The organism is Anabaena sp. CCY 9613 (assembly GCF_963920895.1).
GTDB lineage: Bacteria > Cyanobacteriota > Cyanobacteriia > Cyanobacteriales > Nostocaceae > Cyanocohniella.
Map to the genome: position 1 here is coordinate 69855 of NZ_CAWUDE010000009.1, position 18160 is coordinate 88014.

13 protein-coding genes are annotated in these 18160 nt (G+C 41.8%); 5 read left to right on the plus strand and 8 right to left on the minus strand.

Annotated features, from left to right (window positions below; genetic code table 11):
• Positions 1-77: 77 nt before the first annotated feature.
• Positions 78-440: a 50S ribosomal protein L19 gene (gene rplS, locus ACM0OT_RS12555; RefSeq protein WP_414564673.1), complete on the minus strand. Its 363-nt coding sequence runs from the start codon at positions 438-440 to the stop codon at positions 78-80.
• 156 nt (positions 441-596) lie between these two features.
• Here rplS and ACM0OT_RS12560 point away from each other — a divergent pair, with 156 nt between their 5' ends.
• Positions 597-1541: a glycosyltransferase family 2 protein gene (locus tag ACM0OT_RS12560; RefSeq protein WP_414564674.1), complete on the plus strand. Its 945-nt coding sequence runs from the start codon at positions 597-599 to the stop codon at positions 1539-1541.
• Positions 1542-1587: 46 nt separating this feature from the next.
• Here the strand turns inward: ACM0OT_RS12560 and ACM0OT_RS12565 are convergent, their stop codons facing one another.
• The 3 genes from ACM0OT_RS12565 to ACM0OT_RS12575 all read right to left on the minus strand — a co-directional run bounded on the left by ACM0OT_RS12565 (position 1588) and on the right by ACM0OT_RS12575 (position 9027).
• Entirely contained in the window at positions 1588-3750 is a 2163-nt protein-coding gene (locus tag ACM0OT_RS12565) for an ATP-binding protein (protein WP_414564675.1), read from the minus strand.
• Positions 3751-4277: 527 nt separating this feature from the next.
• Positions 4278-7511, minus strand: coding sequence for an efflux RND transporter permease subunit (locus ACM0OT_RS12570; protein WP_414564676.1), 3234 nt, complete (start codon positions 7509-7511; stop codon positions 4278-4280).
• A 67-nt stretch (positions 7512-7578) separates the two neighbouring features.
• On the minus strand, positions 7579-9027 hold the full coding sequence (locus ACM0OT_RS12575) for an efflux RND transporter periplasmic adaptor subunit (protein WP_414564677.1): 1449 nt from the start codon (positions 9025-9027) through the stop codon (positions 7579-7581).
• 562 nt (positions 9028-9589) lie between these two features.
• Here ACM0OT_RS12575 and ACM0OT_RS12580 point away from each other — a divergent pair.
• Positions 9590-10126, plus strand: coding sequence for a phycobiliprotein lyase (locus tag ACM0OT_RS12580; RefSeq protein WP_414564678.1), 537 nt, complete (start codon positions 9590-9592; stop codon positions 10124-10126).
• Positions 10127-10161: 35 nt separating this feature from the next.
• Here ACM0OT_RS12580 and ACM0OT_RS12585 read toward each other — a convergent pair whose 3' ends face one another.
• Positions 10162-11832 carry a choice-of-anchor I family protein gene (locus ACM0OT_RS12585; protein ID WP_414564679.1) on the minus strand — a complete coding sequence of 557 codons (1671 nt, stop codon included), beginning with the start codon at positions 11830-11832 and terminating at the stop codon, positions 10162-10164.
• A 517-nt stretch (positions 11833-12349) separates the two neighbouring features.
• Between ACM0OT_RS12585 and ACM0OT_RS12590 the strand changes: the two genes are divergently transcribed.
• Together ACM0OT_RS12590 and ACM0OT_RS12595 are read left to right on the plus strand one after the other, a co-directional pair.
• Entirely contained in the window at positions 12350-12571 is a 222-nt protein-coding gene (locus ACM0OT_RS12590; protein ID WP_414564680.1) for a hypothetical protein, read from the plus strand.
• Between the two features lie 9 nt (positions 12572-12580).
• The gene (locus tag ACM0OT_RS12595; RefSeq protein ID WP_414564681.1) at positions 12581-13057 is read left to right on the plus strand and encodes a hypothetical protein; all 477 of its coding nucleotides are present in this window, start codon (positions 12581-12583) and stop codon (positions 13055-13057) included.
• On the opposite strand, the gene ACM0OT_RS12600 is transcribed toward ACM0OT_RS12595, so the two are convergent.
• The 3 genes from ACM0OT_RS12600 to ACM0OT_RS12610 form a co-directional block, all read right to left on the minus strand.
• Positions 13054-14766 carry a diflavin flavoprotein gene (locus tag ACM0OT_RS12600; protein WP_414564682.1) on the minus strand — a complete coding sequence of 571 codons (1713 nt, stop codon included), beginning with the start codon at positions 14764-14766 and terminating at the stop codon, positions 13054-13056. The genes ACM0OT_RS12595 and ACM0OT_RS12600 overlap by 4 nt on opposite strands.
• 71 nt (positions 14767-14837) lie before the next feature.
• Positions 14838-15275 (minus strand): endonuclease domain-containing protein, encoded by a 438-nt coding sequence (locus ACM0OT_RS12605; RefSeq protein WP_414564683.1) that lies wholly within the window; start codon positions 15273-15275, stop codon positions 14838-14840.
• Positions 15276-15520: 245 nt separating this feature from the next.
• On the minus strand, positions 15521-17245 hold the full coding sequence (locus ACM0OT_RS12610; protein WP_414564684.1) for a diflavin flavoprotein: 1725 nt from the start codon (positions 17243-17245) through the stop codon (positions 15521-15523).
• Between the two features lie 110 nt (positions 17246-17355).
• Here ACM0OT_RS12610 and ACM0OT_RS12615 point away from each other — a divergent pair, with 110 nt between their 5' ends.
• A complete protein-coding gene (locus ACM0OT_RS12615; RefSeq protein ID WP_414564686.1) occupies positions 17356-18138 on the plus strand; it encodes a pantothenate kinase in 783 nt (260 codons plus the stop codon).
• The last annotated feature ends 22 nt before the right edge of the window (positions 18139-18160 follow it).

The window sequence follows — 18160 nt, forward strand, 5'->3', positions numbered from 1 at the left end:
TTTATTTTGGTCGGGGGAGCAAATCAGCGGCATTTGCCGCTTGTTAATAGAAATTTCTCCCATACTTTGAAAGAGGTTTACAAAGCACGGTCAAATCTTTGTTTAATCCGAGTAGCTTTACCTACACGTTTGCGTAAGTAATATAGCTTCGCCCGGCGGACTTTACCTCGACGTAGGACTTTGATGTTGTCAATTCGGGGAGAATGTAACAAAAATACCCGTTCTACACCAATGCCTTGAAATACACGACGGACGGTAATTGTTTCGTTAATACCACCATTGCGTTTGGCAATGACAACGCCTTCGTAGGGTTGTATGCGGTATTTTTGGCCTTCTTTAATCTTGACACCGACTTTTACGGTATCACCCACATAGATTATGGGCAAATCCGATTTTAGTTGTTCCGCTTCAATGGAACGGATAATCTCTTGAGCGCTCATAGCCTGTTTGCTTTAAAAACTCACAATCATTAATAATAAATCGATAATCCTCTTTCAGTCCACTTATTTTAGATTTAAATATCAATAATTTTACCGATTCAGCACCCTAGTCATCAAAGCTATATTGCAAGAGTCTGTGCTACAAGCATCGGATTTATGAAATTTAGCGTCGTTATTACTACATATAACCGCTTGAGTTTGCTGCAAAGAGCAATTGACTCTGCGCTTAACCAGACAGTACCTTGTGAGGTAATTATTGCCGATGACTGTTCATCTGATGGCACTGAAGCATACGTAAAAAGCTTAGGCAACTCTGTTGTTTACCATCGCAATCAGATTAACAAAGGTCATGCAGCTACGGTAAATGCTGGTGTCCACAAAGCGAGCGGTGACTGGATTAAGTTTTTGGATGATGATGACTACCTAGCTCCCAATTGTATAGAAGAAATGGCGGAGGCGATCGCCCTTTGTCCGGGTGCTGTAATTTGTTCTTGTGTGGCAGCTCAGGTAGATAGTCACGAAGTTGAACTTAGTCGTACCCCTCAAGTTGGCCCTGGTTTAGCTTTTTATATTCCCCAAGCTGATATTCACTACGGTATGCTGCTAGAGCTTGTACCTTTTGGGACACCTGCTCAGGTAGCTTGCAGTCGTGATGCTTTTTGGCAAACTTATGGTTGGGATTCCCGACTTGATGCTAACTGTGATGATATCGATTCCTGGATTCGCATTGCCCAGTTTGGCCATGCCGTTTTTGTGAATCAGTGCCTCGCCTACCGGACTATTTGGACTGGTGCATATAACCAAAAGTTTTCTTTAGCGCGGCGGCTAAATACAAATATCTTAATGAAAGAGAAGATTTACGCTTTAATTGACGAAAAGCACCAGTCTTATCTACCTAAGCTCCAAAATATCAAGAGTTATTTGAAACTGCATTGGATTTTAGCGGCTCTCAAGCACAGAAAATTCCAAAGCTGCTTGTCAATCTTAGATAAATCTATTTTCTGTCCAATATCTTGGTGGCTTTTACTTAGATCTATTTTCTGGAGACACTCTCATTTTTATAATTTGCATCTACGTAAATTGGTTTTGATTAAGTCTTAGAGGCTAAAGAAAGTCGGGTTGAAGTTTCTTCTCCCATGAATAATGACTAAATCGGCGGTCTATTATCCTCTTTATCTCTTGAGATAATTGGATTACCGTCGATTTTATTTATTTGCTGTTTTAAGGGAATCTCAATCACAAATTCTGTACCCTCATCTGGGGATGAAATGCAGTAAAATTTACCACTGTGATTTTTGGTAATAATCTGGTAGCTAATAGACATACCCATGCCTGTACCTTTGCCAATTGGTTTGGTAGTAAAGAAAGGATCAAAAATTAGTTGTTTAATCGCTTCTGGTATACCCAATCCATTATCACGAATTTTAATAATAATTTGATTATCGTCGATAATTTCGGTATAAATAAAAATCATGCCAGGCGATTCTTGAATCTCTTGGTAAGACAGTTTTTCGTTTCTTTCTTCTAATGCATCTATAGCATTAGTTAAAATATTCATAAAGACCTGATTGAGTTGCCCAGCGTAACACTCTATCAACGGCAATTCGCCATATTTTTTGATGACTTCAATACCGGGAGAGCCAGGTTTATTTTTGAGTCGATTTTCTAAAATTAATAAAGTACTATCAATTCCTTCATGAATATTTACTGCTTTATATTCAGCCTCATCTAAACGAGAGAAATTTCGCAATGAAAGAACTATTTGGCGAATGCGTTCTGCTCCTATTTTTATTGACTTCAATAATTTAGGTAAATCCTGCATCAAAAATTCTAAATCTATTACCTCAATTTCTTTTTGAATAATTGCAACTGGTTGAGGGTAGTATTCCTGATAGAGTCTAATCAGTTGAAGTAAATCATGGATGTAATCGTTAGCAGGTGTAATATTGCCATAAATAAAATTAACTGGATTATTAATTTCGTGGGCTACCCCTGCTACTAATTGACCTATGGAAGACATTTTTTCACTTTGGATCATTTGACTTTGAGTACGCTGTAATTCCTTTAATGTCTTCTCTAGTTGTTGTGCTTGTTGCCGGAATTGAACTTCTGATTGTTGTAGAGCCTCTTCAGCAGTTTTGCGTTCGCTCACATTACTCATTGTGCCGACTAAGTAGTTACTTGCTTTGATATTGTTTACTAAAAATTTGCCGCGATCCTCTACATAAATATAGGAGCCATCTTTTTTCTGTAGGCGATATTCGATTTGATACTGACTTTTGCTTTGCATTGCTTGTGCTAACAAAGACTTGACTTTTGGCCGATCTTCAGGATGAATGTGCGCTTCCCCAGCCGCTAAATCAAATTGCTGCCATTCATTAGCAATGTATCCCGTAATTTCCTCAATTGCTCCTGCCCAGCGAATGTAATTGTCAGCGATATCATAGACATAAATTAATTGTCCAGTTTGCTCTACAACTAAACGAAACTGATTTTCGCTGTCAGCTAAAGCGACTTCTACAGATTTGCGATCGCTTGATTCAATAACTAGACGCACAAATTCAGTAATCGAGCTAATAAAGTTTTCTTCTTCTACAGTCCAATGACGCTGATTACCCAAATGTTCACAACAGACTACACCAATAACTTTTCCCCTCGACCAAATTCGGACATCAAGCATTGAGGTAATGCCTAGAGGCCGTGTATAAGTATCCGAAAATTCTGAAGTGCGAGTATCTTGATGAACATCAATAACTGCAATAATTTGTTCTTCCTTCAGAGCTTGAAAATAGCTGGGATAGTCACAAACTGATAATTCAAAACCAGCATTGTGAGAATTACTAGGATGTTCATATAAGTCAGCACATTGAATTTTGGCATAATCTTCTGTATATAACCAAATACTTACACGGGCGACATCAAGTCCAATGCTAGCAACTTCTGTGACATGTTTTATGGCAGTTGGGAAGTCATCGTATTGTAGTGATTCACTTTGCACAAGTTGTTGTAAAGCAGTATTATGTCTTTGAAAAATTTGCTCAGTTTTGTGTCTTGCCGTTTCAGCTTGTTGATATTCATTAATTTCTCGTTGTAACTGATTCACTGTTTGGTTTAACAGTGCTGTTTTTGCTTCTATTTGTTGTTCTAATTTTTCATTAATTTGCTGTAAAGCAATATCTATTTGCTGATCTTTATTCACAAGAATAGGATCTATAATGCCTTCCAGAATGCTCCGGAGAAAATCTGGAAAATTTTGTTGTAGAGAATTTTGTTTGTTTTGTAAAGTAGAACTCTGGTAAAAAATATCCATCTTGCTTGATCCTGCAAGGTATTAAATTAATTGATTTAATAGTATTTTTGTCAGACAAAATAATATTCTTTTATTAGTATTCCCAAAATATGGCATAAAAATACAAAAATTCCCCCAAGGCAGATCATAAAGGTATAAACTTTATCGAAAATTCACCATATTAAAGACCTAACTTTTCACGGTATCTGGAAAACCTCTCTCCTGCGAGGAGGAGCCACTGCGTTGCGCGGGTTCCCAAGGCACTCCGTTGGGCGGATTTCCCGACTTGTAGACGCGCTCTGCGCGGCTTCTCGCAGAGTAGGAAGTGCCGCCGCATTGTAGCAAGTGGCGTTAGAGACTTTGAATTCCTGGTTTGGACGTTAGATTTTCCGTAGACTTTTCCACATGACGTGAAACGTCAGATTTAAAGACTGATAATCAACAATATTATTGAGATGAGTTTGGCAGCAATAAAGTTAGAGGGGTACAAAAGCTTGCAACCCTCAGGAAAACTCATAACAGGCTATAGCGTGCTACAGCAACGTTTTTTAGTCAAACCTCTTCTTCCATCCATCCAAATGGATTAACATTGGCTTCGTCCAACGCCAATTTAATAAATCGTGCAGCAGTGTATAAAAACAGGGGATGATAAACAAGGTTAGCAATGTGGCTAAAGATAAACCTGAAAATACCACCACACCCAATGGTTGCAGAAATTCTGACCCTTCACCAATTCCCAATGCCAGGGGGAACATACCTAAAACAGTAGTGATGGTAGTCATTAAAATTGGACGTAAGCGTTGCGGTGCAGCTTGTAAAATTGCTGTTTTGCGGTCAACTTTATCTCGTTCGCGAATTTGATTGGCAAGTTCCACCATGATGATGGCATTGTTGACGACAATACCCACCAACAACACCGCCCCCACAATCACCGTCGCACCAATGGCTGTATTGGTAACGTAAAGTCCAAAAATCCCCCCGGCTAACGCCAAAGGAATTGTAAACATAATTACTAAGGGATCGATGAGTGAATTGTATTGCACTGCCATGACCACAAATACGAGAAAGCTCGCTAATCCACCTAATAGCTGTAGTGAGTTTTGTAGTTCCTGATTAGATTCAGCTGTTGAACTAGGTAAAACACTAACGCCTTCAGGTAGATTTATACTGTCGAGAATTGTATCTACCTGTGTAAAAGCATCACTGAGATTAGCTCCCTCAGCTAAGTTACCTGCAAGAATGACGACCTGACGCTGATTAATTCGCTGAATTTCTCCTGGGGCTTGGGCTTCGGCTATTGTGGCTACATCGCTCAAACGAATTTGGCGATTGTTGCTGACAAATAAAGGCAATCTCTCTAATTGAGAAACGCTTTGCAGGGATTCTTCATTTAACTGTACTCTGACATCTACTAATCTGTTGCCACGTTGTAATCGGGTGGGGACGCTACCTTCAATGGCAGTCTGAATTGTGTCGCCAATACTTCTAGTACTTAAGCCAAAATTTGCCACTCGCTCCCAGTCAGGACGAATTTGCAGTTCTGGTTGACGCTCATCGGCATCAGGACGGAATCTGACTAAATTGGCTTGCTCTTCTAGGGCTGCTAATACTTCCCGCCCAGCTTGTTCTAAGTTATCTGTATCGTTCCCCTGAAGAATCACATCCACATCAGCACCGCGCGCCGGAGAGTTGCTGAGAATTAAACCCCGCACTTGACCAGGGGAAAGGCGGAGGCGAATTCCTACTAAATTGAGTTTGTTAAATTCTGCGGTGACTCGTTCTATATAAGCGTCTGTATTAGTACCTGGTTTGAGGGTAATAGTGCTAGTACCTCTGAGGGGATTAGCATTGACGTTTGTACCAAATAGGGCGCCACCAGCTGTTGAGAACACATATTCTGTTTCTGGTTGGTTGAGAAGAATTTCATCTACCATCGCCATAACTTTGCGGTTCGTTTCCAGGGGTGTACCGGGAGGAAACTGAGCGTTTAACCTGGCTTGTCCTGTACTAATTCGCGGCAGAATTTCTTGGGGAATTTGCGGAGCCATCCACAAACTACCGCCACCAAAAAGTAGAATAGCGATCGCAACGGTTAGTAACCGCCAGCGTAATATCCCAGCTAAAAATCGGCTATATCTGTTGGTGGCTGCATCAAAGCGACGATTAAATGCTTGTAGCGGCCAAAATCTACTTAATCCACTAGAAAATTTCCATGCTAAGGTGCGGGATGTGAGCATGGGGATAATGGTTACCGCAATCAAAATGGAAGCGGCTACAGAAAAGGTAATGGTGAGAATTAACTCGTTGAAGAGTAGTGAGATAAAGCCACCGATGAGCAAAAATGGCATCACCGCTACCAAGTTGGTACTGGTAGACGCAATTAAGGCTGATTCGACTTCCTGACTACTTTGTTCAGCTCTTTGAATCAGTTCTTGGGCATTTAGGCGAGTTTTGGTATCTTTACCGGGAGTCATACCTGCACCTTCGGCAATGTTTTCCAACATGACGATGGAGTTATCTACCACAATACCCACGCCTAAGGCTAAACCACCCAAGCTGAAGATATTTAGGGATAAACCAAATATCCCCATTAAGATGATGGCGGCTAAACTTGCCAAAGGGATAGCAATAACAATAATAAAAGTTTGCCGCAGGGAACCTAGAAATAGTAAAACTGCAAAAGCAGCTAGTCCTGTACCAATTAATCCAGACGTAGTAACGTTAGAAATAGAATTACGGATAAACTGCGATTCATCTAATGTCGGTGTCAGTATTGTCCCTTCAGGAACTACACCAGATGTCTGAAGTTCTTGCAAACGTCTTTTTACACCCTCCACAACATTAACAGTATTGGCATCTGGCTGTTTTTGAATGCTGACTTTAACAGATGGTTCTCCATTCAATAAAACATAAATGCGCTGTTGTTCGGAGCCATCCACGACTTCGGCAAAATCTCGCAAATAAACACGGCGATTCAAAACTGGAGATTCGGTATTAGAGTCTGAGGGAGAAGATACTTTAAAAGACAAATTTCTAATTTCTTCTGCACTTTGGAAGCGTCCTACCGTACGCGTCAATGGCTCGGAGTTTTGCCCTAATAGCCGACCACCAGAAACATCTTGATTGCGGTCTCTTAGTTCATCTAGTACAGGTGTCAAACCTACACCCAAAGCTTGTAAGCGGTCTAAATCCAGATTAACTCTAACTTCTTCATTCACTCCTCCCGATACGTCAACCCCCGCTACTCCAGGTACAACACCGAGTTCCCGGGCTAGTTCTTCTTCGGCAAAAACCCGTAAATCAACGCTTTCTAATGAGGGTGAAGTTAAGGCAAATTCGTAAACTGGTAACTGGGAAGGATCAAATTTGAATAAACGCGGTGCGCCCAGAGAGTCTGGTAAATTGCTTCTAGCTCTATTGAAGGCGGCTGTGGCATCATTTAAAGCTTGGTCAATATCTCCCCCTGGTTCAAAATAAAGATCTAAACTTACCTGCCCTTCACGAGTTTGGGAAAAAACCTGTAGCACTCCCTCTGTGGCTGTAAAAGCTGATTCTAAAGGTCGTGTCACTTCATCAATCGCCACCTCTGGAGAAATTCCTGGTGCGTCTATCCTGACACCAATTCGTGGATAGGTAATTGATGGTAGTAAATCTACTGGTAACTTAAGGACAAAAAACACACCCATGACTACTACTGCCAGGGCGAGCATCAGTGTGCCGATGTGTCGGCGGATGGAGATGGTACTAATACTAAATCCGCCACCCTTGTTTATTTGCTGCATCTATTATTAATCTCCAATTCGGATTTTGTAATTAAGAATATTTTCTGTTTTTTTATTGGGATGATTTTTAATTTTCCGCAGGGGTTGGCTCTGGTGCTTCTGATAAAACTGAAAGAACTACAGCGTCACCATCTTTTAATGGACGACCACTGCGAGCAACATAGCGTTCCCCTGATTGCAAGCCAGATAAAATTTCTACGTTGCCATCAGCTTTGTTCCCTAAGGTCACAGCACGGGCTATCACTTTGGTATTACTTTCTGTATCTGTAACTACAAATACTGTTCCCCGCCGATCTTCTATTTCGCTCTTTGTGGCTGTAGAGGAAGCAGAACTTTTATTGCCGTTTTGTTCTTGAATCGCTGCTTGGGGAACCACTACTCGCTGTGATGTCTGGGTTTCAAAATTGACTCGTGCTAATAGTCCACTACCAATCTTGTTGTCGTTGTTTGGAATCACTACTTCTACTGGTATTAAGCGCGCTGTAGCGTCGGCTGCGGGAGAAATACGTGTGACTCTGCCAATTAATGATTGATTGGGAAAGGCATCTAAGCGGACTTGTACAGATTGTCCAATTTGAATTTGTGATAATTCTAATTCGGAAACTTGTACTACGACTTTTACACGGCTAAAGTCGGCAATTTGCAAGACTTCATTTCCTGGTTGCAGTAGATTTCCCGGTTCTGTCACCTTTTCTGTGACAAGACCAGCAATGGGAGAGATTAAGCGCGCGTAGGATCTGCGCTCTTTTGCTTGAGCAACTACGGCTTGTTGGGCAACTACTCTACCTTGGGCCGCAGCGACTACTTCTTCTTCTGTACGCACTCGCTCTTGGGCTGCTCTTAGTACCTGGGCTGCTGTTTGAGCCTCAGTTCGTGCTTGTTGAGCATTTTGTTGGGAAATGGCTCCGGCTTGGAAGAGTTCTTGTTGTCTTTGGGAGTCGGCTTCGGCTTGTACTAGTTCTAGTCTTGCTCGTTCAACTTCGGCTTGGGCATTGCTGATTTCAGTTTTGGCTCTGGCTACTTCTGATCTCAAGGCTGCTAGTTCGGCTTCTGCTTGCTTTAAGGATGTCAACAACAGGGCATCATCTAACTGCCCAACGTTTTGTCCCCGTTCTACGCGATCGCCTACATCTAAGTTCAATGCCAATAACCTTGCTTCTACCTGCGATCGCAGTGATACTGTCCGAAACGGTGTGGTATTACCTGTATAAGTTGGTTGTGCGCGTAATGAATTGGTGCGGGCGATCGCTACATCTACAGGTGTTGCCCTGTTACCAGTTTGCCCCCCGTTAGGTTGCTGAGATTGTGCTTTGGCAGTTTCCTCTGGTGTGGCACCACAACTTACGGTCAGTAGCCCCATACTGAGTAAGCCGGCCACTAAAAATATCGGGCGAACCGATAGGTAATAAGAAAACTTGTTCTGATTTCTTTGTGTGCCAGTTACATTCTTCTCAATGGCAGAATTTAACTGAGTCATAGTTCCCTGGTTTGGGGCTGTGTGAGTTTGCTGTTTCATTGATTTTTTTCTGGCTTTGATACTCAAAATCATTGATTTTACTGTTTATAGACAAGTTTATGAAAGTTATAACAGCCTCTTTTTACCAAGAAATTACATATTTATTGCTATTCCCAACCTATAAAAATTAATTGCTTTGTCATTTCTCTGTCACTTTTTGTTGTTAAGCTTTTATTTCTTCAGAAAATAACTTCAACAAATAGTTAATACTGCCACTGTGATTATGCAGTAATAATAATTCTTTAGCAAATTAAGATGATTAATTGATTTTAGGATAAATTTAGCTTTATTGTCTCAAAATCAATCTAAAGATGGATACATTCAAAAACTATAACTATGGTTTGATTGACATTTTTATTTGCTAATTTACCATCATCTAATGACGATATTTAGTTTTACTAACAATACATAAACTATAGTAGCAAAAATATTATTAATGTCACTCGTGATCCTCAGTATTTATTATATATATTAAAAATCTTAAACATTGTTTGCTTTTTTGTTATATATAGTATATGCATAAAACCAACTTTCATTAATTATTAGGTGAGGACAATTACGCGTGATATCACCGTTACAACTGACACCAACTCATGACGAATCACAGATCACAGATTTCTTCCAGGAATCAGTCGGACAGTGGCACTCAGAAAGGCGCTACTACACTCTGCCAGCAGGAGAAACAAAAGAAATAGAGAGTGTCATCAAGATCCGGTTTTTAGCACCAGGATGTGATCAATTGCACACATTGGGACAAATGCATGATTTATCTGATGAGGTGAGTTTAATCTGTGGTGCGGAAGTCACTTGGGAAAGTACAGATGTATTAAAAGGCAGAAAAGAGTCCCAAGGTTCGACGCTATTTGGAGCTTTGGGCAGTATTTTATATCGCGATCGCGGTTTTGCCACATCCAAACCAGTCACTGCTCAATATTATTTCCCCAACCCCAAAACACTATGTTTGCGAACTGAGTACAAAGGCTCAGTGTTTGAGGAGGAGTTAAAACTGATTGGTAGCAAATACCGCACCAGACAGACCATTATTTCTCGCGCTGGTGAGCAGTTGATGATTGGTCAATATTTAGAGAAAAGAATTTAAGACTAGGGGCTAAGTGCTAACCCCTAGCCTCTGTCTTAGCGCTGCCGCTTGAATTTCAGCATCCCCATTAAACTAATTGCCATTAAGCCCAAGATGGCCCCAGGCTCAGGAACAGATTGGGTTTCAGTCTCTGCTTCAATAGAGAAGATGGTTGTTGTACCACTAACTTCATTAGCTACAACTAGTAATGGCTGACCATTGGGGCTATCGGTGGCGGAAATGAAAAGTAAACCTTCTGCACCCAAGTCACCGGCTGCTGGGGTCGTAGTATCTGCCGTAAAGTCGCGGTTGTTAACGTAGTTTACAAAGATAGGATTCACTGGGTCAGTGACATCATAAGTCATGATGCCCCCGACGCGCTCTAATCCGATAAAGGCGTAAATGCGATCGCCAATTTGGGCAATCTTCACGTCCTCTGGTTCTGGGCCTTTATCGTCACTGCGAGTATCAAAGCCATTCTCATCATTATTAGAGTTGAAGAAATCAGGTAAGCGTTGGGCGATAATTTGCTCAAACTCGTCACCACTGTCATAAACTGGTTCAAGTGTTTCAGCATCCCAAATAGTGAAGGAACGGCCACCATAGGCAAAGATTTGCTCAAATAGACCATCACCATCTACATCACCTAGAGTATTGGTGACATTCAGGCGACCCAGATTTGCCTCTTCCTTGAGGTCATCAGCATTGGGAAACACGTTGGGGTCGAGTTGATAGCTATTGTTACCCAATCGGACTTCTTCACTAAAACCATCGTAATCGCGGGCATCGCCTTCGTTGGCCGTGACAATGTAAGTTTTGCCATTAACGGTATAAGAGTCAATGCCATCGGGTTGGTACATACCAAGAACAGGCCAGTTGGTAATGTTAATAGCACCATCTTCGTTGCTAGCATCCATTCCATTTCCTGGTAAGCTACGATCCTTAAAGCCTAAGGGAATAATGTCGGTAAACTCATTATTAATCAGATCTAGAACCCCAAAGGCATTATTTTCCTGTAACGCTACCCATGCTTTAGTAGAATCATCAGAAACTGTAATGTATTCTGGCTCTAAATCCTGGGCTACAGTGGCATTTGGCCCAAAAATGCGTACCCCAGCATCCCGTAACTGATCAATTTGGCTGTTGAATTGTCTAAAGCCAGCAGTGATCACATTAGAATTTGAGAGATTCAAGAAATCTAAATCTATGATACTGACTGAGCCTTCTGGGTCGATGGTATAGTCACTATTTGGCTCACCTTCATTAGCTACTAACAAGCGGTTACCATTGGGAGTGAAAGTCAGCATGTCAGGTAACGCTCCCACGGTGACATCACCGAGAAAACCACCATTAGCATTAAAAAATAAAGCCTTGCCTAAATCCTGGGTAACTGGTGCTTCTACTGCTGCTGCTAGTATGCCATTCTTAAAGGCGACACTGTTAGCATTTCCACCAGAGAAATAGGTATTGATATCAATATTGAACAGCAACGATGGGTTTGTTGGGTCGCTAATGCCTATTACATCGATGGTTTTGGCTCCCGCATTGACTACAAACAGCCGTTGGGATACCGGGTCATAAGTTGGGATTTCCGCTGCACTGACATCAAAAAGTCCTGTGTTGTAAGTACCGATGGGTTTGAGCGAAACTGCTGCTGCTGGAGCCATGAATGTTCCCAACAGAATGGCAGATGGAGCTATTAAACCGATGAGCTTTTGGATAGTCATGATTTCCACGAAATAATTAAATGCTTGGCTTTCAGATATCAGTCAGATGTGGTTTATCCCTATACCCCAAATACAAGCACACGAACAATTGCCCACTCAGATGTGATGCAGCCTTGCAGGATATTCATGTTGCCAGTTTTGGGAAGTGATGACGCGGAATAAAGCTGACTAGCAACTACAGTTACACCTGAAAACTATCGCCCAAAGGTTAAGTAAATAGGTGCTTTAGGTTAAGTAAAGGTAAAAAGCCGTAATTTTACGTATTTTTTATCAATAAGCGAAGCATAGCCATACTTTCTTCTTAATATCTTTGGGAAATTATGTATGCTTCAATCTAGAAAATTCTCAAACCCTTATTTCATCGGGGTGATAGCGATTTTTTACAAAAAAAAACTATGTATTACGGATCACTTTTGCTAGAATTTAGGGTATTTTAGGAGTAAATGAGGGGTCATTTTGGGGTAATCCCTGTCCCTTCATCTAGTAAATATGGCACAAGGAGTCGAACAGTACATATATGAATAAGCGTGCGGTAAAAGTCAGTTTGAATGAAAAAGCTTCTGAAGATTTAAAAGAAATTGCCCGAGAACTAGGCATTTCAGAAACAGAGGTCTTAAGAAAAGGCTTGGCCGTTATGGGATTGTATGCAAAATTGAAAGAAAATGAGAAGCAAGGCAATGGTACTGCGGCAATTCTGTTGAAAGAAGGAGATATAACTAGAGAATTAATCCTTGCTTAGTAAATTTTCATGTCAGAAAGCCAAGAAATATCTGTAAGTTCTGATCAAAAGCCACCACTGTCATCAAGTGATGGCTTTCATCATAAAATTGATCCAATTGATCCCAAAGAATCTGTAAACCTGGAAGAAACTACCAAAAAGTTCGGTAGTTTTGCAGGTTCTAGTAAGGATAAGTTTTCCCTTGTAGAAGAGCGAAAAAATTATAGAACTCTCGTTTCGGGAGATTTGGCAAAATTCTTATGGTATTTACTTGGGTTTGTCGTATTTGCAAATTTGGTGTCAACTATTGTTTTTTCTTGGCAGTTAATACAAACACCAGCGGCTGATGATAGAGAGCAATATACTGAAAGAATAAACAGCGCTACAGCAAATGTCAATGAAGCATCTAAAACCTTGTATACATTTTTGGGCCCACTAGCTACTGCGGTGACAGGATATTATTTCACTAGTGTGGAAAGGTCAAATAAGGATAGTGATGACGACTAATAATGACTGCCCGTTTTCCGTTGATGTACGGCTGTCACACCATCTTTATTTAGGACTTTACCATTATCAACTGTGGCATAAACTAGCCAATGGTCACCAGATTCCATGCGGCTTTGGACTGAACATTCTAAGTATGCCAAAGCATCATTGAGGACAGGGGAACCACTTTCAGTCTCTTCAGCAGCAACATCAGCAAATCGGTCTTGTCCTGGGCCAAAGGGTTTAAGAAAATGTTTCATCAAACCGATGTGATTGCCTTCTTGAAGGATGTTAAGAACAAATTTGTTACCTGAGTGCATTAATAATTCTAAGGCGCGGTCTTTAGCAACGGCTACAGTTAAACCTGGAGGATTAAAGCTGGCTTGAGATACCCAAGAGGCTAACATAGCACTGGAAATATCTTCTTGTTTAGCTGTAACTACACACAGAGAACCGACAATGCGACCAACTGCTTGTTCTACATTGGTGGCTGGTTGGCTGGGAACACGGACTTTTTTGGATTTCTTTAGTCCTTGGGCAAAGTCAGTGCCGGCTTCTTCACACAATTGTAGTGTGGCATCATTGGGTTTGAATTTGACGCGGATGGCATCAAAACCGAATCTGTAGCCAGCATCTTTGAGTTTGTTTTCAATTAAGTCAACTGCTTCACCACTCCAGCCAAAGGAACCAAACACGCCAGCAAGTTTATTTGTGGTAGCGGTGGATAGGACAATTCCTAAAGCTGTTTGCACTGGTGTGGGTGCGTGACCACCAAGGGTAGGTGAACCAATTATAAAACCATCGGCTTTTTCTACAGCAGCACGGATTTCTTCTGGTTCTGTAAATTCGCAGTTAATTGATTCTACTGCTACGCCAGCTTTTGTAATACCACGAGCGATCGCCTGGGCTAATGTGGCTGTATTCCCATAAGCTGATGCATAAATTAATGCAACTGTCAAGTCTGCTGATGCTTGCTGTTGAATCCACTGTCGATAGGCCTTGGTCAGTTCGATTAAACCGTAACGCACTATGGGGCCATGTCCCGTGGCATACATTCTCATGGGCAAATCAGCCAGTTTATCTAATGCTGTGTCTACTTGACGAGCATGGGGAGCCATCAAACAATCAAAATAATACCTGCGGTCTTCGTTGATGGTTTCCCAACCTTCATCAAATACCTGATCACCACAAATATGCGCCCCAAATAGTTTATCTGAGTAGAGAATTTCTGTTTGTGGGTCATAGGTGCAAAGCAGGTCTGCGTAGCGCGGGTTAGGAGTGGGGATGAACTGTAAATCATGTCCTTTACCTAAATTGAGGGTTTCTTCCCCCCGCATCACCATAATTGGTAAATCCTGATTTTCCAGAGTATTACGTAAATTCTTCGCCCCAGGATTAGAACACACAAAGGTAATCTGTGGTGCAAGTTCTAATAAGGCTTTGATGGTAGCAGCGCGGTTAGGATTGATGTGACCCAGGATGACATAATCAATGGCTTTGACATCAAAGCGTTGCTGCAACGCCTCTAAATAAATTTGCGTAAATGTTTCCCCTGGAGGGTCAATGATGGCGATTTTATCAGCTTGAATTACATATGAATTAGCTGTTGTGCCTTTGGCTAGGGCATATTCAATTTCAAATCTCAATCTTGACCAGCTACGCGATCGCAGTACGGTTGTGTCTGTGCCGATGGGGAGTATTTGAACATCACGGGGTTTGTTTTCTGCCATAGCTTGATTTCCTTATTTCTAATAACTCTTATCCCCCTCCTCGCTTGCGGGGAGGGGCTAGGGGTGGGGTCTTATTCCAACCAACGCACAATTTCCTCTAAAACACCCTCTATCCTGAACAAAATATCCTCATTCTGAAATCTCACCACCCGCAAACCCAAAGATTCTAAAAACTCTTGTCGCATAGCATCTTCTACTTGAGTGTAATTGTGAATCTCCCCATCCACCTCAATCACTAATTTGATTTCGTGGCAATAAAAGTCAACGATAAACCTATCAATAACCTGCTGACGACGAAACTTAAAACCTCGCAGTTGCTTATTTTTTAATTTTTGCCAAAGTAGCTTTTCTGACAATGTGGCTTGTGTCCGCATCTGTCGGGCTAGAGGTTTAAGTTGTTTCCAGATACCTGGTGGGCTTTGCCAAGAGACCCCACCCCCTAGCCCCCTCCCCGCAAGCGAGGAGGGGGGACAGGAATTAGGATGACTGGTGATGTGATGATTTTGCATGATTTCATTTGCTATTTAAGTGTTTAGCATCACTTGAGGTTGAGACTATTAAACTCTGATGGTTTTACCCCTACTCCCTACTCCCTGTCTTAATAGCTACGGTGTACACAATTTTGATTTATAAAGAGTAGACATCTCTAAAAATAGGATTTAACCGGAAATCCAGTTCCCCCTCCTCGCTTGCACCGGAGGGGTTAGGGGTGGGGTGTTATGGGAGAAGAAAGCAATTTCCCCTACTCCCTCCCTTAATAATGGTTGCCGACTTTACGATGGTGAACGGCTGTGAATGCTTCTGGTTTAGAAACTCTGCCTTCGTAGACGGTGCTATATACTGCCCAGTGGTCACCGCAATCCATGCGACTCACGACTTCGCATTCCATGTATGCTAGGGCATCGGTGAGGATGGGCGCTCCATTTTGGGCTGGTTGTGTTCTTACTCCTTCAAAGCGGTCAGCACCGGGGGCGAATCGCTTGAGGAAGTGTCTCATGAGTGGTTGGTAATTGCCTTCTTCTAAGACGTTGAGGACAAAGCGATCGCCTACTTGCATGAGTGATTCAATTGCTCGGTCTTTGGCTACGGCTATGGATAGTCCCATAGGTTTGAAGCTGGCTTGACTCACCCAGGAGGCTAACATGGCACTTTGCACGTCGCCTTTTTTGGCTGTGATAATATACAATCCGCCACTGATGCGACCTAAGGCTTTATCGAGGTCTGCACCCAGGGACTTCATGGCTTTGATGCTGCGATCGCGGGTTACCCATTGTCCTAAGTCTGTACCGGCTTCTTCACAAAGTTGGTAGATGTTTTCTGTGGGTGTTTCTTTAATGCGAATTGCGGGGAAACCTTGTGTTAAACCCAGGTTGCGGAATTGATTCAACAAGGTGTCTATGGGTTCGTCATCTCCACCGCCAGTTTCAAATATGCCTATGGCTTGTTTTTCGTGGGCCGATCCTAAAACAGTGCTGAGTGCTGCTTGGATATTGGCTTTACTTCCCGCAGGAGGCATACCCACTACTAATCCTGTGCAACGGCTGACTAATTCCCGTAGTTCTTGTAAATCTATTCCTGACCCCAAATCTACGATTTCTATGGCAACATCAGTTTTGCTGATACCTTTGGCAATGGCTTGGGCTAGGCGATCGCTATAACCATATTCGGAAACGTAAAATATCCCTACGGCGTTTTCGGCTTTGGTTTGGGTTTGGCTCCAAGTGCGGTAACGTCCGGTGAGTTCGGCAACGTTATGGGATAATAAGGGGCCGTGACCTGTGGCAATCATCTCAATGGTTTTCAGTTCAGCCATGCGTTTGAGGGCAGACAACACTGAACGCGCATTTGGCCCCATTAAACAGTCGTAGTAATATTTAAAGTCTGCTTCAATGGCTGCTAAATCTTCGTCGAAGGTGCTGTCTGAGCAATAATGCAGCCCAAAAGCATCACAGGTGTAGAGAGTTTTTGTTTTGTGGTCGAAACTAAATATGGTGTCAGGCCAGTGTAAATTAGGGGCGATGACAAATTCAAATTCGTGACCGTTACCTAAATCTAGGCGATCGCCATTTTTGACAATTTGCCGTTTAAATGGCTGATGAACAAAATTTTCCAGAAACTGAATTGCTACTTTAGAAGCCACAACTGTGATATCTGGAGCCATTTGTAGCAAATCTTTGACTAAGCCGCTATGGTCTGGCTCGGTGTGGCTGATAATTAAATAATCAATTTCTGTGGGATTGATTAATCCGGTGAGGGTATCAAAATATAATTGGCGAAACTTTTCATGGGAGGTGTCAACTAAGGCAGTTTGTTCACCGCGAATGAGAAATGAGTTATAGGTGGTACCGTTTTGCAGACCGAATTCAATATCGAAGCGATCGCGATCCCAGTCTAAAGAACGAATTGCGATCGTTTCTTGAGCGATTTCCACAGTCTCTATGGTTAGCCGCTTTTCAGTTCTTTCGGTGAGTGCTACCATAACGCCCTTCCTTAACAAAATGAGTATTTATGCCTCTGGTTTTATTGTGACACGCCTTGATTGTTAAGTTTTATTAAAAAACCTATGAGTGACTTAAAAAAGTTAAAACTGTGAAACCACACAGACAAGGAGAAAATCAATGGTTAGCGTTAGAGATTGGTAATTCCCGGTTACATTGGGCGTTATTTACAGGGGAAACCCTAAAACACACTTGGGATACTGACCATATAGCTGAGTCAGTTATACAGCAAATACCCCAATGTCTAACCGTAGATAATGTACCCCCAGAAATTTTTTTTCCCCATCTCCCCATCCTCCTCTCTTCCGTCGTTCCCAGTCAAACTGCACTTTGGCAAACATATCCTCATGTTCAAGTCGTTAGTTTAGACCAAATACCCCTCTTAAATATTTATCCCACACTGGGAATTGACCGTGCTTTAGCTTTATGGGGTGCTGGCAAAACTTGGGGTTTTCCCATGTTAGTAATTGATGCTGGGACAGCCTTAACTTTTACAGGTGCGGATGCTAATCAATATTTAGTGGGAGGCGCAATTCTACCGGGATTGGGTTTACAGTTTGCGACGTTAGGGCAAAAAACTGGACAATTACCACAACTAACAACAGAAAATATCACTTTACCGTCACGTTTTGCCTTGAATACACCAGAGGCTATTCAAAGTGGAGTTATCCATACTTTATTGGCGGGAATTAAAGATTTTATCTTAGCTTGGTGGGAATTATTTCCTGAAAGTAAGGTGGTAATTAAAGGAGGCGATCGCTTGTTAATAATCAACTATTTAAAACTACAGGTTCCTGAAATTGCCAGCCGTTTAATTGTGGAACCAAATTTAATTTTTTGGGGAATGCGAACAATATTTATGAGTGATAAATAGAGGATGAATTTTCAGGCGATCG